The organism is Pacificibacter marinus (assembly GCF_900109555.1).
Taxonomy (GTDB): domain Bacteria; phylum Pseudomonadota; class Alphaproteobacteria; order Rhodobacterales; family Rhodobacteraceae; genus Celeribacter; species Celeribacter marinus_C.
Genome location: NZ_FNZV01000003.1, coordinates 192,160 through 216,640, shown reverse-complemented (window position 1 = coordinate 216,640; position 24,481 = coordinate 192,160). Strand labels below are relative to the sequence as shown.

21 protein-coding genes, 1 tRNA gene and 1 pseudogene are annotated in these 24,481 nt (G+C 52.1%); 11 read left to right on the top strand and 12 right to left on the bottom strand.

The window, feature by feature from the left end; all coding sequences use genetic code 11:
• The 8 genes and pseudogenes from BM025_RS05960 to BM025_RS05930 form a co-directional block, all read right to left on the bottom strand.
• Positions 1-450, bottom strand: a complete 450-nt coding sequence (locus BM025_RS05960) for a tripartite tricarboxylate transporter TctB family protein (RefSeq protein ID WP_085848820.1) — start codon at positions 448-450, stop codon at positions 1-3.
• A 179-nt stretch (positions 451-629) separates the two neighbouring features.
• Positions 630-1,595, bottom strand: coding sequence for a Bug family tripartite tricarboxylate transporter substrate binding protein (locus BM025_RS05955; RefSeq protein WP_085848816.1), 966 nt, complete (start codon positions 1,593-1,595; stop codon positions 630-632).
• A gap of 626 nt (positions 1,596-2,221) precedes the next feature.
• A pseudogene (locus tag BM025_RS19455) lies at positions 2,222-2,299 on the bottom strand (aldehyde dehydrogenase family protein); the annotation flags it as partial.
• A gap of 11 nt (positions 2,300-2,310) precedes the next feature.
• Positions 2,311-3,036 (bottom strand): ribonuclease activity regulator RraA, encoded by a 726-nt coding sequence (locus BM025_RS05950; protein WP_085848814.1) that lies wholly within the window; start codon positions 3,034-3,036, stop codon positions 2,311-2,313.
• A gap of 828 nt (positions 3,037-3,864) precedes the next feature.
• Positions 3,865-4,782, bottom strand: coding sequence for an MYG1 family protein (locus tag BM025_RS05945; protein ID WP_085848811.1), 918 nt, complete (start codon positions 4,780-4,782; stop codon positions 3,865-3,867).
• A gap of 387 nt (positions 4,783-5,169) precedes the next feature.
• Positions 5,170-5,715 carry a YaeQ family protein gene (locus tag BM025_RS05940; RefSeq protein WP_085848808.1) on the bottom strand — a complete coding sequence of 182 codons (546 nt, stop codon included), beginning with the start codon at positions 5,713-5,715 and terminating at the stop codon, positions 5,170-5,172.
• Positions 5,716-5,846: 131 nt separating this feature from the next.
• Positions 5,847-5,923 (bottom strand) — tRNA-Arg (locus BM025_RS05935).
• Positions 5,924-6,082: 159 nt separating this feature from the next.
• On the bottom strand, positions 6,083-6,970 hold the full coding sequence (locus BM025_RS05930) for a hydrogen peroxide-inducible genes activator (RefSeq protein WP_085848806.1): 888 nt from the start codon (positions 6,968-6,970) through the stop codon (positions 6,083-6,085).
• 137 nt (positions 6,971-7,107) lie between these two features.
• Here BM025_RS05930 and katG point away from each other — a divergent pair, with 137 nt between their 5' ends.
• The 8 genes from katG to BM025_RS05890 all read left to right on the top strand — a co-directional run bounded on the left by katG (position 7,108) and on the right by BM025_RS05890 (position 17,389).
• Positions 7,108-9,285, top strand: a complete 2,178-nt coding sequence (gene katG / locus BM025_RS05925; RefSeq protein ID WP_085848802.1) for a catalase/peroxidase HPI — start codon at positions 7,108-7,110, stop codon at positions 9,283-9,285.
• A 254-nt stretch (positions 9,286-9,539) separates the two neighbouring features.
• A complete protein-coding gene (locus BM025_RS05920) occupies positions 9,540-10,883 on the top strand; it encodes an ABC transporter substrate-binding protein (protein WP_085848799.1) in 1,344 nt (447 codons plus the stop codon).
• 106 nt (positions 10,884-10,989) lie between these two features.
• Positions 10,990-12,291, top strand: a complete 1,302-nt coding sequence (locus tag BM025_RS05915; RefSeq protein ID WP_085848796.1) for a carbohydrate ABC transporter permease — start codon at positions 10,990-10,992, stop codon at positions 12,289-12,291.
• Positions 12,288-13,112, top strand: coding sequence for a carbohydrate ABC transporter permease (locus tag BM025_RS05910; protein ID WP_085848791.1), 825 nt, complete (start codon positions 12,288-12,290; stop codon positions 13,110-13,112). The genes BM025_RS05915 and BM025_RS05910 overlap by 4 nt, the downstream gene beginning before the upstream one ends.
• The gene (locus BM025_RS05905; protein WP_085848788.1) at positions 13,112-14,158 is read left to right on the top strand and encodes an ABC transporter ATP-binding protein; all 1,047 of its coding nucleotides are present in this window, start codon (positions 13,112-13,114) and stop codon (positions 14,156-14,158) included. The genes BM025_RS05910 and BM025_RS05905 overlap by 1 nt, the downstream gene beginning before the upstream one ends.
• On the top strand, positions 14,155-15,585 hold the full coding sequence (locus BM025_RS05900) for a glycerophosphodiester phosphodiesterase (protein WP_211753570.1): 1,431 nt from the start codon (positions 14,155-14,157) through the stop codon (positions 15,583-15,585). Before BM025_RS05905 ends, BM025_RS05900 begins: the two co-directional genes overlap by 4 nt.
• The gene (locus tag BM025_RS05895) at positions 15,578-16,579 is read left to right on the top strand and encodes a LacI family DNA-binding transcriptional regulator (RefSeq protein ID WP_085848782.1); all 1,002 of its coding nucleotides are present in this window, start codon (positions 15,578-15,580) and stop codon (positions 16,577-16,579) included. Before BM025_RS05900 ends, BM025_RS05895 begins: the two co-directional genes overlap by 8 nt.
• Positions 16,580-16,600: 21 nt before the next feature.
• Positions 16,601-17,389 carry an inositol monophosphatase family protein gene (locus BM025_RS05890; RefSeq protein ID WP_085848780.1) on the top strand — a complete coding sequence of 263 codons (789 nt, stop codon included), beginning with the start codon at positions 16,601-16,603 and terminating at the stop codon, positions 17,387-17,389.
• Positions 17,390-17,457: 68 nt separating this feature from the next.
• Here the strand turns inward: BM025_RS05890 and arsB are convergent, their stop codons facing one another.
• From arsB to BM025_RS05875, 3 genes are all read right to left on the bottom strand, one after another.
• Positions 17,458-18,525 (bottom strand): ACR3 family arsenite efflux transporter, encoded by a 1,068-nt coding sequence (arsB, locus tag BM025_RS05885; RefSeq protein WP_085848777.1) that lies wholly within the window; start codon positions 18,523-18,525, stop codon positions 17,458-17,460.
• Positions 18,526-18,628: 103 nt separating this feature from the next.
• Positions 18,629-18,961 (bottom strand): ArsR/SmtB family transcription factor, encoded by a 333-nt coding sequence (locus tag BM025_RS05880; RefSeq protein WP_085848774.1) that lies wholly within the window; start codon positions 18,959-18,961, stop codon positions 18,629-18,631.
• A 190-nt stretch (positions 18,962-19,151) separates the two neighbouring features.
• The gene (locus tag BM025_RS05875; RefSeq protein ID WP_085848771.1) at positions 19,152-19,463 is read right to left on the bottom strand and encodes an ETC complex I subunit; all 312 of its coding nucleotides are present in this window, start codon (positions 19,461-19,463) and stop codon (positions 19,152-19,154) included.
• Positions 19,464-20,025: 562 nt separating this feature from the next.
• Between BM025_RS05875 and uvrB the strand changes: the two genes are divergently transcribed.
• Positions 20,026-22,239: an excinuclease ABC subunit UvrB gene (gene uvrB, locus BM025_RS05870; RefSeq protein WP_085848768.1), complete on the top strand. Its 2,214-nt coding sequence runs from the start codon at positions 20,026-20,028 to the stop codon at positions 22,237-22,239.
• 221 nt (positions 22,240-22,460) lie between these two features.
• On the top strand, positions 22,461-23,141 hold the full coding sequence (locus BM025_RS05865; protein ID WP_139204534.1) for an abortive infection family protein: 681 nt from the start codon (positions 22,461-22,463) through the stop codon (positions 23,139-23,141).
• A 13-nt stretch (positions 23,142-23,154) separates the two neighbouring features.
• Here the strand turns inward: BM025_RS05865 and BM025_RS05860 are convergent, their stop codons facing one another.
• Positions 23,155-23,766 carry a rhodanese-like domain-containing protein gene (locus BM025_RS05860; RefSeq protein WP_085848762.1) on the bottom strand — a complete coding sequence of 204 codons (612 nt, stop codon included), beginning with the start codon at positions 23,764-23,766 and terminating at the stop codon, positions 23,155-23,157.
• A 183-nt stretch (positions 23,767-23,949) separates the two neighbouring features.
• On the opposite strand from BM025_RS05860, the gene BM025_RS05855 reads away from it, so the two are divergent.
• Positions 23,950-24,450 carry a HugZ family pyridoxamine 5'-phosphate oxidase gene (locus tag BM025_RS05855; RefSeq protein WP_085848978.1) on the top strand — a complete coding sequence of 167 codons (501 nt, stop codon included), beginning with the start codon at positions 23,950-23,952 and terminating at the stop codon, positions 24,448-24,450.
• Positions 24,451-24,481 lie beyond the last annotated feature (31 nt).

The window sequence follows — 24,481 nt, the reverse complement described above, 5'->3', positions numbered from 1 at the left end:
TCAACCCCACAGTGTCGGGAGGCGGACCCCGAACAATTTCTGGAACATGACATAGCAAATTGCGACGACCAGAACCGAGATCCCCGCCTTCAGCAAAAACTTCTCCAAGGGAGAGAAAATCATGATGAGCGCAAAGACAAACAGGCTTGAGGAAATGAAATATCCAATTTGCCGGAACGCCACGATGTAGACAAAGATGGCTGCAACAACCCACAGATGCGTATAATTGCGTGGCTCATCCGACGCTCTTTCTTCAGGTGGATTTCGCAGACTTTGCGTGATGAGCACTGTGGAAAAAAGGATAGCTACTGCCCCCACAACAATGGGAAAGAACGATGGCGTCAAACCGTTATCAACGATAGGTGCGCCGAGGCTCATTGCCGAGATAAGATATCCGACAGACACGACGAGAATGAAGTAAAGAAATGCGTTTTGCCTGTGTATGAACATCGTTTTCTCCCGATATGAGGCTGGGTCTTTGACGCAATCGGCAGATATCAGAAATCCACTCGATTTTGCGCCAGTCGCTTGTAACGGTTTTAGTTAAAACCAAGTTATTCTTGGCCCCTTAAGTCCAGTGCCAAGACGATGCCCCCAACGCAACGCTGGGGGCATGTTTATTTTATAGATTACAGGTTCAGATCATCCATGAGAGAGAATGTCTTTTCCTGAAGTCCTTCAACCCAGCCGTTCACTTCGTCAGAGCCGAGCCAATCAGGTGTCACACCAATTTGTGCGAGCCAGCCTTGGAACTCTTCGCTGTCATAAGCCGCTTTAAAGGCGCTCTCGATCACGTCGACTGCTTCATCCGGTGTGTTTTTCGGAGCCGCAAGAACAATAAAGCTACCTGTTTGCAGATCAAAGCCTTTTGAGCTGATTGTCGGTACATCAGTGTAGGTCAAGTTCTGCACAGATGTCAGTTCGATCACGCCCTTAGCGTCGCCGGATTCGATGATCCCGCTAAAGTCACCAAGGCTAGAGATCGCAGCGTCCAATTCACCAGACAAAAGCGCTTCAGCTTCGGCGCTAGAAGAACCAGCATAGGTGATCACGTTGAAATCAACGTCCAACAAAGTTTCAAGCTGGATGACAGACAAATACGGACCAGACCCTTTTGGAGCGACGCCAACGCGCACTTTACCAGGGTTTTCCTTGGCTTTTTCGACCAATTCTTCAAAGCTGTTGATGCCAGAGTGTTTAGACACAACGATTGCGTCCGCTTCACTGGTGATGCGCGCGATCAAAGACATGTTTTCCAACCCGTAGCCTGGAACCATTTGGCCGCGAGGCAACGTGATGACGCTATCATATGTCAAAACGCCAACTGTGTGGCCGTCTGGACGCGCACTGGTCATCTGGATCAGACCCGTCGCCGTCACCGCACCAGCGATATTTTCAACGTAGATCGACTTTGGTAATTCTTGCTCTGCAAGGTTGCTGATCTTGCGCGAAATGGCATCAGCGCCGCCGCCAGCAGGCCACGGAACGATAAGACGAATGTCGCGAGTCGGGAAATCAGCCGCGGCAACAGATGTGCCAACAACACAGGCGCCGAGCGCCAAAATGATGCTTTTTTTCAAGCCTTTCGAAAACATAGATTATTCCTCCTTTTTAGACTTCTTAGATATTATTATTCAGATACGTCTGGCAGAGCAGATCGTTGAACCAGCGTGGGATCAGGAGCGCCTTGTAGAGCACAAGCAAAACTTTCAAACGATTTGAACCTTGCTTGTGATGTAGGAAAACTGAACACGATCAAACAGAAAAGCGTGCTGCCGTCTGGCCAAAATGTGCATTTTATGATGCATCACATACCCGCATCACTGGCGCGAGCACATAATCCTCCCCCTACTTCGAGCCGAAGCTCCCCCATCCATGCGTGCAATCTTGCACCCCATAAACCCTAACTCACTCTACAAGACTTATTTTACAAATCAACAATAAAAATTACCTATTATTACAATTATACCGGATTTTACCCTGTATATTTGAGGAATAAGCTAAATTATGACGAAGTAAGCGGAAATTTCTTCATATTTGCCAAAATAAGTAAATATTATACTCAAAGTGAACCTGAGCGAATCTATCGCAGCAAAACCACATCCATCCGAAATTAAAAAAGGCCCGCCATCACAAGAAAGCGCGACAGCGGACCCAAGAAGAGGACAAATGACAGCTAAGCTGTCAAGCGGCCCTCAGGGAGGAGAGCATCAGAGAGGCCTTAATAACAAACAGGGCGCAAGAAGCGGCGGATCGACAGGGGGCCGACAGACGTCACGCCAAAGTTCATGCTGGCAGGACAGCTAATCATTAACGACCATTTTCTTCGCGCCAAGCCTTGTATTTCACGATATTTTCTTCGTCAGTGGCGGGGTAAAGCCCGATAATTCCCGCGCCTTGGTTGACCTGCTCCAGAACAAAATCCTCATAGGATTCCATTCCCATGCATTCTTCTGCGATTTCATCGGCAAGATGCGCTGGGATCACCATCACACCATCGCCATCCCCCAGCATCACATCGCCCGGAAAGACAGGCGCATCGCCGCAAGAGATCGGCACATTTATGTCAATCGCTTCATGCAGCGTCAGGTTCGTCGGCGCCGATGCGCAGGCGAAATAAGCGGGCATATTAAGTGCTCCAATACCTGCCGCATCCCGCACGCCCCCGTCAGAAACCACACCCGCTACGCCGCGCTGAGCAAGCCGCGTGACAAGGATAGAACCGGCCGTGGCCGCACGACTATCTTTACGCGCATCCATCACCAACACCTGCCCCTCTGGACAAGTCTCTACCGCGACGCGTTGTTTGTGGTCACGCTCGCGAAAAACAGTGATCGGATTGCGATCCTCACGCGCTGGAATGTAGCGCAGAGTGAAGGCCTGGCCGACCATTGTCACAGGCTTGTGCCCGATCGGAACCACGCCCTGCACGAACTGATTGCGCAATCCGCGCTTGTAGAGCGCAGTGGCTACTGAAGCTGTGGAAACCTGCTTTAACTTCTCGCGCGTTTCATTCGATAAAATATAATCGCTCATGATTTTCTCCTCACGTACAGCCCTACTCGGCCACTGTTGTCCTACACTGAGCCTTCCCAGAGAAAACTCACCTCAAAGCATCATTACCTGCCGATTTCAGAGGGGCCACTTGATGATCCGCAAGGAGGGCGCAAATAACCCACCAAACTGTTCAACACATGGAATCCACCCAAACCACATCGATAGCGTTGGGGAATTAGTATTCGTATTTGCAATATTTGTCCATAGTTGTTAATTTAATTTTATAAAAATGACAATTTTTTGGGTATTTTCCAAAATAATCAAAACTAAATTTACAAATATATAGGTAGTTATTCTTAACCACAGCTTTTGTTGTGGAGGCCGCGAGGATTCAGAGCATATAAACAAAGAATAATAAGTCATAGAGACGTCTGCATCTTGCAGTTGGCGCGGATTAAAAATCCTCCAATTTATGTCCATCGCTACTTCGGCAGACGCGAGATATATAATCGTGTGCGCCGCGCGGGTATGAGGAACAGCATATTGGCTCTGGAAACTGCGCGTTATTCCATCAAGAACGGCGACATTCTCAACCAGTGATCGCAACTCTCTAAACTTTAGGAAAAGGTGAGGCGATCAGGCGAACTCATCGATTTATTTCTTTAGAAAAGATCGCCTGCCTTCAGCCACTATGATAAAAAATCGTTTTCGATCCATTGTCAAACAGGGCTGTTTACACCTCAAAAAGTGCCATTGCCGCTTTGAATTTGTCTGACAAACTGCGAGTCATTTTCGTACCCTATCGTCGTTGTTGGATACGCCTTAACACCCTGTCCAGTTTTGTCGGGCCACTTCAATCCAGCCAGTCTACAAAGCTTCTTGTACTGCAATTCTTGCCATTTCAAGGATCGCTTCACGGGTGCTAGCAACAGCAATAAAGCGCGCGTTATGACAAAACTTAGCGCCCTTGACCCCGCTAGCCTCTTCCAATGCAGCATCCGTCAATCCAGCCCAAGCAGCGGGCAAATCGGCGCGCTGTTCAAAGGTGTCATTTGACAACTTAATACCGCCCAGCATCCAATCGTCACCGCGCGGATTAACCACAAACAAGATATGGTCAGCCTCGGCCTTATCCAGCGCTGAGCGATATGGCATCCCCATAGGAAGCTCAAGAATAGGTGATGTACCGGCCGCGGCAATGGCATCGATCACGATGCTTTGCGCACGAGATTTTGCTGCAAAGTTGCGGATTTGAGCTTCAACAAAACTGCGAGCAATGGGCAAGGCAGTCAAAAAAGCATCGTCGTCTGCCGTTGGTGACATGTCATCAAAGACAGGTTTCAAACTGCCCAAAAGTGCAGGTAACGTCAAGATCGACAGCGGCCCTGCCACAGCTGGCTCTATTGCGCCGTTGTCCAATAGGTCAATCGGCAACACAAATTTAGCATCAAACTTGGCATGGATGGCTTCGACATCATCCTGTGGCACATCCATCGCAGCCAGATATGCGCGTCCATATTGTGCCCAGATCAACCCAAAAGAGCTGTACGGCTGCCCATCCTCACGCAGCGGGCCGGGGCGTTGATGGTGATCAAATATCTGGGCATCGCAATCATATGCGCCCCCCACATCGTAAATGATTTTATCAGCCGCAGGTGTGATCCATTCTCGGTCCCGTGTGCGCAATATCTTGGCCTGAGGGTACAAGCGTGTGAGCACGACAGAAGACAACAATTCGTCCGCATGGAAGCCGCCAGAATGGGTCACAAGATGAGAGATGGTCATGGGCACGCTCCAAAAATTGGGTCAACTGAAAAAGGCAAGCAACAGATCGCCCTTTCATAGGATAAGCACCTCATTTCAGATGAAAGCACGCAGATCAAGGTCTGGAATGACATTCCGATATGCACGCGTGCATTTCAGGATACATGTTTGTCAAAACAGACATCTAGTAAATGAATCATCCACACATCAGATGGCCTAAAAGCGAAAGGCTGCCCAATTACGCATACTTTCCGCCCGAAATGTCGCCCGAAGAGAACAGCCCATAGCCGCCGCTGGTCTTCGGAAACCGCGCTGCGGCTTACCCCGTGCGGACATTGGAGAGTCACACCTGACTTAGATGGCCACCATTTAGCAACTCAAGTCTGTCTTTGCGGAAGCAACCGTGAATTACGCAGCGCTCTTCCACTTTACGGGAGTCACGTAAACGATGTTATCATCAACACTGACCATCACATCGCCGTCCTGAATATTGATCTGAAGTTTCATCGCGCGACTTGCCAATTTTCCCAGTGCGCCTGTGTCAGTCTCGGAAAAATTTATCACCTGAAGGTTATCAAAACGGGTGGTGCTGTTTTTGATTTTGTCCCACCACATTTCGGCAGTCCTGCCGCCATAGGGGTAAACGATCACTTTGTCGGCTTTGCCACAGGATTGACGTACAACCTTTTCACTCGGAAGACCCAGAGCCACCCACACATCAAGCTCTCCGCCCAAGCTTTTCTGCCAAATGTCTGGCTCATCATCCGTTGAAAGGCCCTTTGTCATCTCTAAACGCTCGTGAGCATTTAATGCAAAAGCGAGAATGCGCACCATCAACCGTTCATCCGTCTCTGAAGGATGCTTGGCCACGGTCAATTTGTGGGTCTCATAATAGTGACGGTCCATGTCGCAGACTGAGAGTTCAACTTTATGAATGGTGGCTTTTTGCGCCATGATTTGTTCCAAGCCTTCAAAGATTTGGATACCTACTCGGTCTAGGGGGCTTTGAAAAGCAGATACCAAGGCAACGCACAAAGGGGTAAAAGAGGTGTTGCTAAGTTGTGTGACCTGACTTTTTACACAAATGGCGATCCCTTGAGGACTCGAACCTCAAACCTGCTGCTTAGAAGGCAGCTGCTCTATCCAGTTGAGCTAAGGGACCGTTGCATGTGTTTTGCGCGAGTGACGCGGGATTTTCAAGCCAAAAGCATCATAAATATACGGCAGGATGATTAAGACAATTTCAACCACATAAGTCGCGTGGAACATTTAAAAGAAAAATTCCACAATCCTGCAAATCTTGCCGCGCCCCAAGGCCCGATCAGGCCGAAAGGCCTCTGACGATTTGGGACAAAGACATGAGATGATCCGACAACAGGCTGTTCTTGCGCCAAACCATACCGATAGATCGTGTCGGACGTGGGTGCGCAAATCGCGCGACACACACCGGTGCGCATTGGGTATCGATGGCAATGGCCATCTCAGGGATCAGCGTGACACCGATGCCCGCACCGACCATTTGCACCAAGGTCGACAGCGAACTGCCCTCCATCAACTCGCGCGGAGTCGCTGCGGATATATTGCAAAAAGACAGCGCCTGATCGCGAAAACAATGCCCCTCTTCGAGCAGTAACAATCGCATGTCCCGCAGCATATCCGCGTTGGGCACAGGCTTATCGGCGTCATGTTGTGGACGCACCAAAACGAATTCTTCTTCGAACAGCGGCTCTTCGTGCAAGGTTGGCTCAGAAACGGGCAACGCGACGATGGCCGCATCTAATTTCGCATCCAGAAGATCTTGGATCAGATGTTGTGTGACCGCTTCACGGGGCCGAATATCCAAGTCTGGGTATTTAACATTCAAGGTTCGGATCACCGCAGGTAAAAAATACGGCGCGATTGTGGGAATGACCCCAAGACGCAGGCGGCCAATGAGCGGATTGTTCGAGGCACGTGCCAGATCACCAAGTTCCTCGACCGACCGCAAGATTTCGCGCGCTCTGTGCGCGACCTCTTCGCCCAATCCCGTGACCCGAATGCTTTTGGGGCCGCGTTCCACCAATGGCGCGCCCAGCATCGCTTCTAAATCTTTGATCTGCACCGACAGAGCGGGTTGAGAGATGGCGCAGTCTTCCGCCGCGCGACCAAAATGCCCAAGTCGCGCAAGGGCTTCAAAATAGCGCAGGTGTTTGATCGAGATATTTATCATAAGATTTTCCTATCACATCGATTGAAAAATGCAAATTTATCTTATCGAACTACTTCGATACTCTTTTTACGAGACAGGCTGGAATCAATCTCAGCCCCAGAAATTTACGTAGCTGATTGCCACGAAAGGGAGAAACTATGACCGATCAATTCACACCGACAGGCGGTAAATGCCCCATCATGCATGGTGCCAATACTGTGACCGAAAAAAGCGTTCAGGCATGGTGGCCCAATAGTTTGAACTTGGACATTTTGCACCAGCATGACACGAAAACGAACCCGCTTGATGCGGATTTCGATTATCGCACAGCGGTGAAAACGCTGGATGTGGACGCTGTGAAAGCTGATGTTCGCGCGCTGATGACCGACAGCCAAGACTGGTGGCCTGCCGATTGGGGTCACTACGGCGGCTTGATGGTGCGCATGGCGTGGCATTCTGCGGGGTCCTACCGATTGGCCGATGGGCGTGGCGGGGCCGGTTGCGGCAACATGCGCTTTGCGCCACTCAATTCATGGCCAGACAACGTCAGCTTGGACAAAGCGCGCCGCCTGTTGTGGCCGGTTAAAAAGAAGTACGGCAACAAGTTGAGCTGGGCAGATTTGATCATCTTGACGGGCACCATTGCCTATGAATCGATGGGGCTTGAGACATTCGGCTTTGCCTTTGGCCGCGAAGACATCTGGCACCCTGAGACAGACACTTATTGGGGCGCCGAAAAAGAATGGTTGGCCGACAGCGATAGCCGCTACGGCGATATCAACGATGCCACGTCGATGGAGAACCCATTGGCAGCGGTGCAAATGGGCCTGATTTACGTCAATCCAGAGGGCGTAAACGGTCAATCTGATCCCGCACGAACAGCTTTGCATGTGCGCGAAACCTTTGCACGTATGGCGATGAATGACGAAGAAACCGCAGCCTTGACCGCAGGCGGACACACAGTTGGCAAAGCCCACGGCAATGGCGACGCCAGCCTGCTTGGTCGTGAACCCGAAGTTGGTGATGTCGAGAACCAAGGCTTTGGGTGGGGCAATCCATCTGGAAAGGGCATGGGCCGCGACACTGTTTCAAGTGGCATTGAAGGCGCATGGACCACCAATCCCACGCAATGGGATATGGGTTATTTCAAACTGCTGTTCGGATATGACTGGGAACTCACCAAAAGCCCCGCTGGTGCCACACAATGGCAGCCGATCAACATCAAAGAAGAGGATAAGCCCGTCGATGTGGAAGACCCCTCTATCCGTTTGATGCCGATGATGACCGACGCGGATATGGCGATGAAAGTCGATCCTATTTACCGCGCTATTTGTGAAAAATTCATGGCAGACCCTGCCTATTTCACAGACACATTCGCGCGGGCTTGGTTCAAATTAACCCACCGCGATATGGGGCCAAAAGTGCGCTACATCGGCCCAGACGCCCCAGCAGAGGATTTGATCTGGCAAGATCCCATTCCAGCAGGGCCAACCAACTATGATCTAGCAACAGTCAAATCGAGCATCGCAAATAGCGAACTTTCAGCCAGTGAGATGATTTGTACAGCATGGGACAGCGCTCGCACGTTCCGTGGCTCAGATTTGCGCGGTGGTGCCAATGGCGCGCGGATTCGACTTGCCCCGCAAAAAGACTGGGCGGGCAATGAACCAGGGCGGCTTACAAAGGTGCTTAGCGTGCTGGAACCTATCGCGGCTCAAACAGGTGCAAGCATTGCGGATGTGATCGTGATTGCTGGCAACTATGGTGTCGAACAAGCTGCCAAGGCCGCTGGGTTTGATGTGCAGGTACCCTTTGATGCTGGGCGCGGAGATGCCACAGACGAAATGACTGATGCGGATTCGTTTGCCGCGCTTGAACCGCTCGCTGACGGGTTTCGCAATTGGCAAAAGCACAACTATACTGTGAGCCCAGAAGAAATGTTGCTCGACCGCGCGCAATTGATGGGTTTAACAGCCCCTGAGATGGCCGTTTTGATCGGTGGGATGCGCGTTCTGGACACGAACCATGGCGGATTAAAGCATGGTGTCTTCACCAGTCGGGTCGGAGAACTGACACCTGATTTCTTTGTGAATCTCACAGATATGGCCAACTCGTGGCACCCTGTGGATGGTGGCATCTATGAAATTCGTGACCGCAGAACTGGCGCTGTCAAATGGACAGCCACCCGCACCGATCTGGTCTTTGGGTCGAATTCTATCTTGCGATCCTATGCAGAGGTCTATGCGCAAGACGACAATGCTGGGAAATTCGTTAAAGATTTCGTCGCGGCTTGGACCAAAGTGATGAACGCGGATCGTTTCGACCTGCGAAGCTAAACCACACATACGAAACCATGCTAGTATAACTGATCTGGGGCGCTCATTTGGGCGCCCCAGATTTATGTTTGAGGGATAGCGCCCTAACGGCGCCCCAAACTTTAGATTTTTGGCGATACAGGCCAGAAACCTACAGCTTTCACAAATATGAAACATATCTGAAGTTCCCGCGTTACATCCAACACTCATGAATTGCACACGTGTGCGGTCGATTCACTGTCGCACCTTTTTCTTTCGCTCGGAGAACATGATTCATGAAGACACTGACATGCAAATTGGCGCTGATCACTGCTTTGGCAGCGGGTCCAGCTTTCGCTGAAGACATCACAATCAACGTGTGGGCTGGCGGCTCTAACGATGCGGACAGCTACCGTCTCGACAATATTTCAATTGCAGCTGACCTGTTGGAGCGCGAAGCCGCGATCCGCGGTGAAGAGCTAAATATCACCGTTGAAGGCAAACGTGACTTTGACGGCTGGGATGGTTTCAAACAAGCCGTCACTCTCAGCGCCGAAGCAGGCAACGCGCCTCAAATCGTCGTTACCTCTCACCTCGACATCGCGCCTTGGGCCAGCGCAGGTTACATCGTACCCGTTGAAGATTATGTCGATCTAGACGCATGGCCGCTTTCAAACGTCTATAGCAACCTGATGGAAATCGCTCAGTACGACGACATGCAATGGGGTGTGCCTCAAGATGCGGAAAGCCGTCCTTTCTTTTTCTGGAAAGAAACATTCCTGAAACTCGGCCACACCGAAGAAGATATCGCCGCAATGCCTGCCCGCGTGCGTGCTGGTGAATACACGTTGCGCGACATGTTGGCTGATGCGACAAAAGCCGTTGAAATGGGTCTTGTCGAAGAAGGCTATGGTTTCTACCCACGCGTTTCAAACGGTCCTGATTATGCACAGTTCTATCAGTCCTTTGGCGGTGAATTGATCGACCCAGAAACAGGCAAACTGTTGTTTGACCGGACTGCAATGACTGAAATGTATCAGTTCTTTGTGGATGCGGTGGACGCAAAAGTTCTACGCAAAAACCACATCGGCACAGATTGGGACCAGTGGTATTCGGAAGTTGCTACAGGCAAAGCTGCGTTTTGGCACGGTGGCACATGGCACTATGGCCGCTACACAGGCAAAGAAGGCAATGAAGATTTCTTTGGTTCCATTGGCTTTACATTGATCCCAGCGGGCAATGACGCAGGGCGCGCTAACACAATCACGCACCCGCTCGTTTACTTGATCACAAACCAAGAAGATGACCGCGTAGAAGAGATTGCGGCGCAATTGGTATCCATCGCCAGCGAACCACGCCTTAACACGTTGCACGCGATCCAATCTTCACACCTTGCGATCGGCAAAGCAGAATCTGGGGTTGATCTGTATTCCAACAACCGCTGGGCTGCAGAAGCGACAGAAGTGCTTTTGCCCTACGCAAATGCGCAACCTAACCACCCAAGCTACGGTGCCTTTTCAGAAGCTATGTTCAAAGGTCTCGAAGCCGCGTGGACAGGCGTTCAAACCCCTGAACAAGCCGTTGCTGAAGTTGAAGCACAGCTCAGCGTGACTTTGGGCGATGATCTGATCATTCGCTAAACCGACCAATCATCTCAATACAGCTCAGACCCTTGTTGGGGTCTGAGCACCTTTTACAGTGCCGCCTTTTGGGGGCCTCCTATTTCTTCTCTTGATGAGGGCTCAAATGAACAAACAAAAGCTGCTCGGCGCTGCCTTTATCAGCCCTGCCTTGATCGCGGTTATCGTCTTTTTTCTAGTCCCTGTGATCCTGACAGTCGTGTTTTCCTTTACGAATATGAGCACATCTACGGGCATTCTTGGCGGTGAATATCAGCTCACCCAAAGCGATCTAGATGACTTGTCTGGCGCGGGGGTTAGCGACGAAGCCATCACCCTTTTGCAAGGCGCGGGATATGCGATGACAGACGAAAGCCTGACCGCGTTCGAAACCGAATTTGGCAAGACCCGCGCAGATGAATTGGCTCAGAAATTTCCGGATGCAACCTTTGACAGTCGCCGCGACATGGAACGCGCGCTCAAAGAATTGCGCACCGATCCCTTGCGCAGCACACGCGAGCGCAAAGCCGCCGCAGAGCTGTTTCGCCAGTCTATTTTGGGTCAGCGGTATGAAACGAAAGACGACTTTGCCAATGCCGTCAGCGCGCTGAATATTTCCGCCGCTGACACGCAGCCACTCACCGAAGTTGCCTATACGGGCTGGACCTTTACGACCCAGAATTTTGAATTGCTTTGGCAGCTGCCCGCCACATGGCGCTACGCTATAAACACAGTGATCTACGTATCCTTGACGCTGGTTTTCAACGTAACTTTGGGGCTATTCCTTGCGCTGTCGACCTTTTTCTTGCCAGATCGGATCGCGCAAACCTTTCGCACCATATGGTTTTTGCCGCGCATCCTGCCGCCTGTTCTCTACGTGATGATGTGGCAATGGATGACATGGGATCAGGGGTTTATTTCCTCTTTGCTTGCCCCTTTGGGCGTGGACCGGATCGACTGGATGCGCCACAGCGCGGTGCATGGTTGGACTGTTTTAGTTCTGATCAACGGCTTTGTCGGCGCGTCTTTGGGCATGATCTTGTTTTCATCATCTCTGCGCGCCATTCCGCAAACACAGTTTTACGCCGCGCAAGTGGATGGTGCGGGCCGCTGGCAGCAAATTCGCTATGTGATTTTGCCACAAATGCGATGGCCGATCTTGTTCATCACCTCATATCAGACCCTCTCTTTACTCACCTCGTTTGAATATATTCTACTCTCCACCGATGGCGGGCCGGGGCGCCAAACCGAGGTCTGGGCACTGGCCGCTTATCACACGGCTTTGTCCAATTATGGCGGCAATCTCGAATATGGTTTGGGGGCGGCTTATGCGCTGGCTCTGGTGATCATCGGGATCATTCTTTCCGCCATTTACTTGCGTTTCTTCAACTTCCGCGAACTTGTCGCCAAACCGAGGATTGAACAATGAGATCCCGCTCAAACCTCTTTCTCATCGCTATTTTAGCGCTGATTTCTACACCGCTGGTGATCATGTATGTGTTTCAACTGATCGACAGCGTATCGCGGCCTGCGCTTGGGGGATTTTTACCCCAAACATGGGAATTGGGGAATTGGCGCTTTCTTTGGGAAACCATCGACAGTGCGCGTCCGTCTATTTGGCGTGTGACATTCAACACATTCGTCTTTGCGGCCTCTACGGCGCTGCTGGTCTGCGCCTTTTCCATCACCGCAGCCTATGCGCTGTCACGGCTTAACTTTCCAGCGCGGCGTTTCTTTTTGGCGGGGTTGATCATGCTGCATGCCTTTCCGACGATCACCTTGATTATCGCCATCTTCATCGTGCTGCAATTCTTGGGGCTTTATGACAGTCTCATCGGTGTGATCCTTGTGAAAGCCGCACTTGAATTGCCCTTTGGCATTTGGATCATGAAAGGGTTTTACGACTCTGTACCATGGGAAATCGAAATGGCTGGCGTGCAAGATGGCGCCTCACGGTTTCGCGTTTGGCGTGAGCTGATTTTGCCCCAAGTCAAACCGGGTCTGGCCGCGTTGTTGATCTTTTCTTTCTTGGCTGGATGGTCTGAATTCATCTTGCCCTTGGTGTTGGCCCCCGGCGCAGATGCGCAGGTGCTTGCCACGTATATGAACGCCGTGATCGCGGACGACATGCGCCCCGATTATGGACTATTTAAGGCGATCGGCGTGTTTTACGCGCTGCCTGTGATCGCCGTTTACCTGCTGTTCCAAAAGCAACTCATGAACATTTATGGCGGAGGCACGAAAGGCTGATGCGGATACACCTGCAAAACTTCAAAAAGACCTTCGGTGACACAACCGTCATCGAAGACATGAACCTGACTGTTGAGGATGGCGAAATGATCGCCCTGCTTGGGCCATCTGGCTGCGGCAAATCCACCACGCTTTTTGCCATCAGCGGCATCCATAAAATCAACGGCGGAACGTTGCATTTTGGCGATAAAGACGTCACCAATTTGCCCGCTCAAGAACGCTCTGTCGGTGTGGTGTTTCAAAACTATGCGCTCTACCCGCATATGTCTGTGGCGCAAAACATCGGCTTTCCACTGAAAGTGCAAAAGCTCAAAACCGCTGAAATCAATGCTCGCGTCGGCGAGATTGCAGAGCTTGTGCAAATCGGAAATTTGTTAGACCGCAAACCGATGCAGCTGTCGGGTGGGCAACAACAACGTGTCGCTCTTGCGCGTGCTTTGATCCGCAAACCTGACGTGTTGCTGTTGGACGAACCCCTCGCCAATCTCGACGCCAAGCTGCGCCTTGAAATGCGGTCTGAAATTCGTCGTTTGCAGCGTGAAACAGGTATCACAGCCATCCTTGTGACTCATGATCAAATCGAAGCCATGTCGATGTGTGACCGCATAGCGTTGATGAAAGACGGACGCATAGAACAGATCAGCACGCCCACGCAAATGTATGAAAGCCCCGCCAGCCATTATGTGGCCAGCTTTCTGGGCAACCCGCCGATCTCTTTCTTGCAAGCAAAAGCTGACGCTTCGCTTGATTTGGGGCATGGGAATGCATTGCCTTTGCCGATCGGGAAAGCCGTGCAAGGAGAACTAACTCTCGGTATCCGCCCTGAACATTTCGGCCCTCAACATGATGGCCCCAAAATCAGCGGACAGATCAGCTTTATCGAACCCCAAGGGCGCGAAGATTTGATTGATGTTATGCTGCCGTGCGGGCAAAAACTGCGCGCCATTGCGCCATCAGGGCATGGGCTGAAACTTGAGCAAGACATCTCATGGGGCACGCAGATGGACCGGCTGCATATCTTTGGCGCGGATGGGACACGTCTATGACCGATTGGACCCAGCCCGCCCGCCCCTATGCCATCGCCCATCGCGGCGCGTCTGCCTATGCGCCCGACAATACGCTTGCCGCCTTTGCCCTTGCCAGCCGTTTGGGCGCGGATATGTGGGAAGTGGACATTCGCGTGAGCCGTGATGGGAAAGTCATCGCCTTTCACGACAAAATCCTGTCGGATGGGCGCAAGATTGTCGATCTTGATTACAAAGACATTCTCGCCCACACAACGGCTGAGCTGCGCCCCTGTCCATTGCTCGACGATGTGATCGCTTTGGCCGCGACGCTTGGCACTGGAATTTATGCCGACATCAAAGACAATGCGGCCACGTTGCCCACGCTCAACGCCTTAAAACACCATGAAATTCACCACGCTATTTTGGGCGCGTTTGATCCTGAGGCTGCTAAAATACTGGAAGAGGCAGACAGTCCCTATCCTCGTTCCGTGCTTGTTCCGCTTGGCGCCGAACCGTTTGACTATGCCAAGGGCACGGATGTGATCCACCTGTGTTGGGAACGCATGGAGCGCCCACAAGACACGCTGACGCCTGAAATGTTTGAACGGGCTTTTGCCGCAAACCAACGCATCGCCATTTGGCATGAAGAAGACCCCATTCGCATGGCCGCGATCCGCACCAAACCCGTGATTGGTATTTGTTCGGATCGCCCCGAGATGGTGAACCCTATGGGCAAAGATCTGCCATTCGAGGTTGTGTGCCATCGCGGGGCCAATCAGGTTGCCCCCGAAAACACGTTGCCTGCGTTGGAATGTGCGTTGGCGGCGGGATTTGGTTTCATAGAAGTAGATTTACACATAACTGCCGATGACGAAATCGTAGTGTTTCATGATCCCACGCTGGAACGCACCACAAATGGGTTTGGGGCTGTGACCTCTCAAACCCTAGCTCAGCTGCGGGGCCTGGATGCAGGCGGTTGGTTTTCGCGGCATTTCATCGGCACGCAAATACCAACGTTGGGCGAGACCCTTGAGCTTTTACATAAGTATAACGCGAAGGCCTATCTCGAATTGAAATCCGCACCGCCTTTACCGGTTTGGCAAGCGGTTCAAGCCGCAGGGCTGGAAGATCGCGTGTTTTTCTGGTCCTTCAACACAGATGCCATTCGCGAGATGCGCCAGATCGCACCCAAAGCGCAACTGATGGCACGGCGGCAAGATTATCCAAGCCTTGCGACCACATTTGCCGACTATGATCCGCAGATTATCGAGTTCACTTTGACCGAGGGTACAGATGATTTCGCGGCCACCCGCGCAGATGGGCGTCGCGTCATGGTCGCGACACAAAAACGTGACACGGATACGCTTACCCAAGTGATCCATGCCGCGCCTGATATGGCCAATATTGACGCGCCTTTTGAAATCGCCACCCTTATAGCAAGCCTACGGGCAGACTGTCATGACTGACCATAAACGCCCAACGTCTTTTGATGTCGCTCGCGTGGCTGGCGTGTCGCGCTCGGCCGTGTCGCGTGCCTTTACGCCAGGGGCAAGCATCAATGCACAAACCCGCGAAAAGATCATCGCAGCAGCGCAAGACATTGGCTACCGCGTCAATACATTGGCCCGAAATTTGCAAACCCAAGAATCCCAACTTGTTGCTGTTTTGGCCTCGCGGATGGATTCGCCAGTGCGCGCACGTCAGGTTAAATTGTTGACGCATGCCTTGATCAAAGAAGGTTATCGTCCGTTGTTGTTGACGGCTGAATCCGCGTCGGATGTGCCGCGATTGCTGTCGTCGATGTTGGACTATTGTCTGTCTGGCATGATCGTTACATCGGACAGCCCCCCAGACGCTCTTATCGAAGAATGCGCAAAGTTGCAGGTGCCTGTGGTGTTGATCAACCGCGACCCATCGCTTGCGGGCGGGGACCGCGTTCAAATCGATCCCAAAGCCGCAGGACACTTGGCGTTTGACACGTTGCGCGCTGCTGGCGTCCAACGCTTTGCTGCGATCTTGCCGCAAGATAAAACCTATTCTGTGGCGGGGCGTGTTCTTGCGTTTCAAGCTGCAGCCCTGCACGCTGGCTTTGACTGTGTATTGATCCCAAGCGAAGGCCAAAGCTACGACGCTGGACGCCAAGCCGTCATCAAGCATTGGGATCAAATTTCGCACTGCGATGGAATTTTCGGCGCGACCGATCTTGCGACGTGTGGCGTGCTTGATGCCCTGCGCCACGACTTGGGCCGCAGTGTTCCAAGCGATATACAAGTGCTTGGCTTTGATGACATCGAACAGGCCAGCTGGGGCTCTTATAATATGAGCAGCATCAAGCAGGACCTAGAGGGGCAAGTATCTATGGCTGTCGCAGCCATGCGTCAGCGCCTCACCGATCCAGACACACCCGCCTCACTTCAATACCAAACTCTCACGCCGGTTTTACGCGGCACGACCAAATAATAGAAAATAGTTAGAACGCTTATGTCCCTATCAGATCGATTGCTGTTCGCCGCCCGCACCGCCCGTGAGGCGGGAAAACTGGCCCAAACCATGCGCAAAAATCCAAACGCATTGAACATTGCTGAAAAAGGTCACCAAGACTTTGTCACGGCGGCAGACACAGCGGTCGAAGATTTGATCCGCCTGCGTATTCGCGAGGCTTTCGGCGACGATGCTGTGCTTGGCGAAGAAGGTGGTTTGCAAGGCACCAACACGCATTTGTGGATTATCGATCCCATCGACGGGACGACCAATTTCATGCGCGGTCTGCCGGATTGGGCCGTTTCAATCGCTTACTGTCATGACGGCGAGATTGTTCTGGGTGTGATTTTTGCCCCTGATCTTGATCTCATGGCCCAAGGTCACAGTGGCGTCGGCGGATCGGCCCAACTCAATGGCGTGCCGATGGCCGTTTCAAAGGCGCGTGCGGCCAACACTGCTTTGGTCACTGTTGGCTGGTCGCCACGCACAGAATTTAGCGCGCATGCTGCGCTGCTGGGGGATTTGATCGCAAAAGGCGCAGAGTATCGCCGCCCTGGGGCCGCGACCATAGGGTTGCTCAGCGTCGCGGCGGGGTGGACGGATGCATATGTTGAGAAACATTTAAATGTTTGGGACGCGGCGGCAGGCATTGCTTTGATCAGGTCCGCAGGTGGCACGGTCAAAATGCCCCCGCTTGAACACTACTTGCAACACGGCGCATCCCTTTGTGCCCTTTGCAGCGAAGAACACGAGCTTTCCGCCTTGCTGCAAAACTATCACGCGTCATAAACCTAAGCACGCGCCTGCCACTGTGACAGGCGCGTCACGGGCGCACAAAGATTAATGGATTTCAACGGTTACGCTGAGCCGTCCTTGGAGGGAAACCAGTGCTGCGTTCTATTTGCAAAGGCCACGAGAGACAACATGACAGGCACCTCAACCAGCACCCCAACAACAGTCGCCAGTGCCGCCCCAGACCCTAGCCCGAACAGGCTAATCGCGACCGCCACAGCAAGTTCAAAAAAATTGGATGTGCCGATCAAAGCGCAAGGGGCCGCAACATTGAACGGAATACCCCATGCTCTTGCAGCGCCATAAGCCAAAAAGAAGATGCCATAGGATTGGATCAGCAAAGGCACGGCAATCAGGGCAATGACCATTGGGCGATCAAGGATCACTTCACCCTGAAAGGCAAAGAGCAGCACGACTGTGACCAACAACCCGATAATCGAAAAAGGCTGCACGTGGGATTTAAACGCATCCACAGCCGCTTCGCCGCCTTTGGCGATCAGATTGCGTCGGGTCAGATAACCGACAAACAGTGGCAACATAACGTACAACCCCACGGACAACATCAGCGTGTCCCAAGGCACCACGATGTTCGTAGCCCCCAACAAAAAGGCGACGATAGGCGCAAAAGCGAACACCATAACCACATCATTCAAGCTGACTTGCACCAACGTATAGGTCGCATCGCCACGTGTCAGATTAGACCAAACAAACACCATCGCCGTGCAAGGCGCGGCCCCCAATAAAATCACGCCCGCCAGATAGGCTTGCGCGTCTTCGGGTGGGATCAAACCTGCAAAAACGTATTTGAAAAACAGCACACCAAGCGCTGCCATCGTGAAAGGCTTGATCAGCCAATTCACCACCAATGTCACCACAAGACCTTTTGGTTTGTCGCCCACCTGACGCAGCGCGCCAAAATCCACCCCGACCATCATCGGATAGACCATAGCCCAGATCAGCACCGCAACCGGCAAGTTGACCGAGGCCACTTCCAGCCCAGCAAGAGCGGCAAAGAAGCTTGGAAAGAGATTACCCAGTAGCAATCCTGCCCCAATGGCAAGTGCCACCCAAACAGAAAGCCAGCGTTCAAAGGTTCCGAGGCCAGCGGCGGCGGCACGTGATGTATCTGTCATGTCGATCTTTCGAAAATTAGAGGTCAAACTGTTTGGGCTGTCGTCGTGCGGTGCTTACCAGTGCAAAGCAACAAAATGATGTGGGTGTCTTTGGCGAGATGCCCTAACACACGCAGGCGAGTTCATTGATGACGGGCTGACACAGCTCTGGCTGTCCGCCGCAGCAATCTTCCATCAAAAACGCCAACAGGCCGCGCATCCCATCCATATCTGCAAGGTAACGAATGCTGCGCCCTTCGCGCTTACTGCGGATCAATCCCGACCGCGCCAAGATAGCCAGATTGGCCGACATCGTATTTTGGCGCACCCCAAGAGTGTCGCCAATATCGCCCGCCGACATCCCCGTCTCACCCGCTTTGACGAGCAGACGGAACACATCGAGACGCGTTTCTTGGCTGAGTGCAGAAAAGGCGGTGAGAGCGTTATTTTTATCCATACATCAAGAACTATTGATATAATAAACGCGAGTCAACACTGTTTCGATCATGCAACCAATCACTATAATGACCGCATAAAAAAAGACGACCCATAGGTCGTCCTTGAAATATATCTTGCCTTGCGCACTCCAACACTCTGGCCAAGCCGCAATCCAACTCTGGCTTAATTTAAGTCAGACTTACAAAGACTTAGTGCGTCCAAATGGTGCGGCGATTTGTGGCAAAGTTATCGCCGTAACCACCTTTACGCACGTTATGAGCGCGCTTGTGCGGCAAGTTCACGATGTACTCCATGCCTTTCTCTTCGGCATAGGCAATCGCCGCTTCTTTGCTGTCAAACTTCAAACGTACTTGCGCTTGGGTGTCTGCACTAGAAGTCCACCCCATCAGCGGATCAATATCGCGGCTGGTGGCTGGCGCAAAATCCAAAATCCAATCTTTGGTCTTAGCTTGACCAGATTGCATTGCGTTGCGGGCAGGCTGATAAATACGGGCGCGCATAGGAGACTCCTTCGTTTGATAGCGCTGCTTATCTGCTTTTCTGCAGTGCAGTTCAAGTTAAACCGCATCTATAGGCTGGCAAAATAGGCCAAATGCGCGACAGATTGCACCGCTTGAACACGGCACACACAGCACACCATCATTATGAAAGTGCAAGATAACAATGAAATGCAAAACGGGGGGGGATAAAAGCGAAATGCAAAATCGACGGCCCGATCTTGAATGTGGAGCGAGGGGTGGGGTGGGGTACATCCAAGATCAGGCAATCAATTTAGATGGCTTGCAGGATTAAACTAGAATGCAAAATAGTTTCACGCAAGAAAAAATATCGCTTAAGTTGCATAAATAGTAAAAATACTCCCCCTACGGTAGATATCCATTCTCAGTAAATCTCGACCTGCCCCCCAAAAATGCCGCCCCGAACGCACATGTTTGAGCTTCCCCCCTCAGGCACGCCGTCTTTTTATCCCCAATATGCTCTCAGCTGACAGGAACTGTCAGTACAAGCCTTGAACCTTTGGGCTGCGAGCGCAAATATATGGCAACCGCAAAGGACTGCCTCATGCCCTACGCCCATAACAACAAACGCCCAATCGATGACAGTGTCACCCTAGCCCACCCTGCCCCCGATGTCAGTGCACGCCCCAAACTTGAAGGCGGGCGAAGGTTTATCATGCACTCGACCTTTGAACCCGCAGGCGATCAACCGACAGCGATCAAAGAAATTTCAAGCGCCATCAAAGACGGCGAGCATGATCAGGTTTTGCTCGGTGCAACAGGTACGGGCAAAACATTCACCATGGCGAAAGTCATTGAAGAAACCCAGCGCCCTGCGATCATTCTAGCGCCCAACAAAACGTTGGCAGCCCAGCTTTACGGCGAATTCAAAGGGTTCTTTCCCGAAAACGCCGTCGAATATTTCGTGTCCTATTACGACTACTACCAACCAGAAGCCTACGTCGCGCGCTCAGACACGTTTATTGAAAAAGAAAGCCAGATCAACGAACAGATCGACCGCATGCGCCACTCCGCGACCCGCGCTTTGTTGGAACGTGATGACGTGATCATCGTTGCCTCGGTGTCTTGTATTTACGGCATCGGATCGGCAGAAACTTACGGCGCGATGACACAAGATTTGCATGTCGGTGGTGAATACGACCAACGCCAAGTCATCGCCGATCTCATTGCCCAGCAATACAAACGCAACGATCATGGGTTTCAACGCGGCACATTTCGCGTCCGGGGCGACAGCTTGGAAATCTGGCCTGCCCACTTGGATGACCGCGCTTGGAAACTGTCTTTCTTTGGCGAAGAATTGGAAAGCATCACCGAATTTGACCCGCTTACTGGCGCCAAAACCGACACCTTTAAACAGGTGCGCGTCTACGCGAATTCGCATTATGTGACGCCACAAAAGACCATCAAACAAGCGATTGTCAGCATCAAAAAAGAACTGAAAATGCGCCTTGATCAGTTCAACAACGAAGGCAAATTGTTAGAAGCACAGCGCCTTGAACAGCGCACCAATTTTGATCTTGAAATGCTTGAGGCGACGGGCGTGTGCAACGGGATCGAAAACTATTCGCGCTATCTGACGGGCCGTGCCCCGGGCGAACCGCCGCCCACATTATTTGAATTTATCCCCGACAATGCCATCGTTTTTGCCGATGAATCCCACGTGTCTGTGCCCCAGATAGGCGGCATGTACAAAGGTGACTTTAGACGCAAAACAACGCTGGCCGAACACGGGTTCCGCCTGCCCTCATGCATGGACAACCGTCCGCTAAAATTCGAGGAATGGGATGCGATGCGCCCGCAATCTGTGTTCGTGTCCGCCACGCCTGCCCAGTGGGAACTTGAGCAAACGGGGGGCGTATTCACCGAACAAATCATTCGCCCCACGGGACTTTTGGACCCTGTGATTGAAATCCGCCCAGTGGACACACAGGTCGATGATTTGCTGGATGAGGTGCGCAAACAAGCCGCCAACAATTCCCGTGTTTTGGTCACTACGCTGACCAAACGCATGTCCGAAGACCTGACAGAATACCTGCATGAACAAGGGGTGCGGGTGCGGTATATGCACTCTGAAATCGACACAATCGAACGTATCGAGATTTTGCGCGATCTGCGCCTTGGCGCGTTTGATGTGCTGATCGGGATCAACCTTTTGCGCGAAGGATTGGACATTCCCGAATGTGGATTGGTCGCCATTTTGGATGCCGATAAAGAGGGCTTTTTGCGCTCGGAAACCTCATTGATTCAAACCATCGGCCGTGCCGCGCGCAACGCTGAGGGCCGCGTAATTTTGTACGCTGATAAAATCACCGGATCGATGGAACGCGCCATGGGCGAGACCTCGCGCCGCCGCGAACGTCAGATGGCCTATAACGTTGAACACGGCATCACACCGCAGACGGTGAAAAAGAACGTCGAAGATATTTTGGCGGGGCTCTACAAAGGCGATGTGGACATGAACCGCGTCACCGCCACCATCGACGCGCCGTTCGCAGGGGGCAATCTTGCGACCGTTCTGGAAGGTCTGCGCACCGACATGCGCAAAGCCGCCGAGAACCTAGAGTTCGAGGAAGCCGCCCGCCTGCGCGACGAAGTCAAACGACTGGAAGCCGTGGAACTGGCCGTGGCCGAAGACCCTCTGGCGAAACAAGCGGATGTTGAGAAGGCCGTGACGGATGCCAAGACGGCGTCGGGGCGCTCTACGGGTGGCCGAGGTGGTATGCGTGGCGGGAATTCTGGACGTCGGGGGAAGAGGTAGGATGGCAAAAATAAAGCACTACCAGAAAGATCAAATCAGAGACTGGTTCTGTCCCCAACCTGGTTATGTATTAGATTTTTCAAATAGGACATTTGAAGAATTTTTCGAAGATCATTTTGAAACAAACATTTACGCTGACGCATTTAGCGAAAAAGGCACCTCCAAATTCAATAGACTTCTTTCATTTGTAGAGCTATCCCCCCCCACACTTGGTAATCGAGTTGCTCCAGCTACTTTGGTCTAAGCGCAACTCGGAACGGAATTCTGAACTAGAAGAGGCGCAACGCCAAATTGACTCAGACGTTTGGAATATCTCTCTTGAATATGTCTCGGCGCTGTACGACCAAGCATCAATTGAAGATTTGCCATTTGAGAAGTTGGTGGGGGAAATTGCAACTCAACCAAGCCACACAGCAGCCCCGCATCTAATGAAGATTAGTTCAGAGTGGACACTTGATACTGTCGAACGTGAGTTCTCGCGTGCGTTCGACAACCTCGAGACAGACCCAGAAGCTGCGGTTACAGCCGCGTGCTCAATGCTAGAAAGTGTATTTCGTTCGATCATCAATGCGAGACCCGAAATTGACATGCCTAGATCCATGGAAATAAAGGTCCTCTACAAAGCGATACGAGACCCTCTCGGCCTATCCCCATCAAAAGATGTCCAAGAATCTGAGATTCAGGCAGACGTTCGAACAATCTTAAGTGCGCTTAGTAATGCCATACAAGGAATTGGCGCTTTGCGTTCACATTCAGGAACAGCGCACGGAAGAGAAAGAGGATTTCAGAGATTAGACCCAAGGATTGCAAGGTTAGCCGTAGGTTCGGCTTCAACTCTAGCTCTATTTCTCATTGAAACATGGGAACGCAAGTTTCCTGAGGACAAGCTTCTAGCTTCATAACCCGAAGCCCCCCCTACTCCGTCACCGTCAGCCCCAGCATCCGCCAGACTTGCATACCGCCGCGGTAGTATGAAATTTTCTCAGCCGGAAAGCCTGCTGCGATCATGCGGCGGGCGGCGGTGGGGGATTGGCCGCACCATGGCCCGTTGCAATACAGCGCCACAGGTTTGACAGCATCGCCTGTACAAATGAACCCGTCGAAATCCAGTTCACATCCCAGCTCATCCAGACGATCTGCGGCTTGGGTGTAGGGAATGTTCACCGCACCGGGGATAGCGCCACCTTCAAAATTTGCGACAACCCGACTGTCGATCACCATTGCATTCGGGTCTTGCAGCATCGCGATCAATTCTAATTCGCCGATGGTCGTCACCCCGTCAGCAGGTTGCATCGGTTGGATGCAAAAATTCGGACAGGGCCGCGAGGTGCGCGCCCATTCGCCACTGACCACATTGGCTTCGTCTTGATTGCGCGAGATGGTTTGAACACCTGCGTCGGTTTGTATTTCAAACACCCCCGTTTCGGGCGTGATATTAACGGTGCCGTCTGCATGGGCCTGTGCGGCCATAGCGGTGATGAAAACGGTGCAATACAGGGTGGCGGCAAAACGCAGTGGACGTGTCATGGCATAGTCCTTTTTTGTCAAAGCAAGCGCATGAGCGCCGCGACGTGAATGATGCACACACTATGCGAAATGGCGCAGCAGCACGTCAAGGCACTCGTATTTTTCCAACAGTTTTTGCTCACAAACCGCCCAACAAAACTGAAGCGCATTGATGCTGACGCAAGGGTTGGCTACGGTGCAAGAATGAATGATGAAACAGCAACACAACCCTCTTTTCCATTGCGCGAAACCGATGACGACGCGCGCCAGCTTGCGCGTCAATTGATCGGGGATGTGCGCCATGCCGCATTGGCGGTTTTGGATGAAAACGGCGCGCCCGCAGTGACACGCATCGCATTTGGCGTAGAATCTGATGGCACGATGGTGTCGCTTATTTCCGATTTATCAGCCCATGCTAAACGGCTAAAAGCGCACCCACGTTGCGGGCTTTTGATTGGTGATCCACCGCAAAAAGGCGACCCTTTGGCGTTTCCACGTCTGTCCCTTGCTGCAGAGGTACGGTTTTTGTCACGCGATGATCCCAGCCATAGCGCGCGCCGCGACGAGTGGTTGAAAACGCATCCAAAATCAGCGCTCTACATCGACTTTTCCGACTTTAATTTCATAGCATTCACGCCTTTACATGGCGATCTGAATGGTGGGTTTGGCAAGGCTTACCACCTCACACGCGCAGATTTGATCTAGACACACCAAAGCACCGAACAGCCTGCGCCGC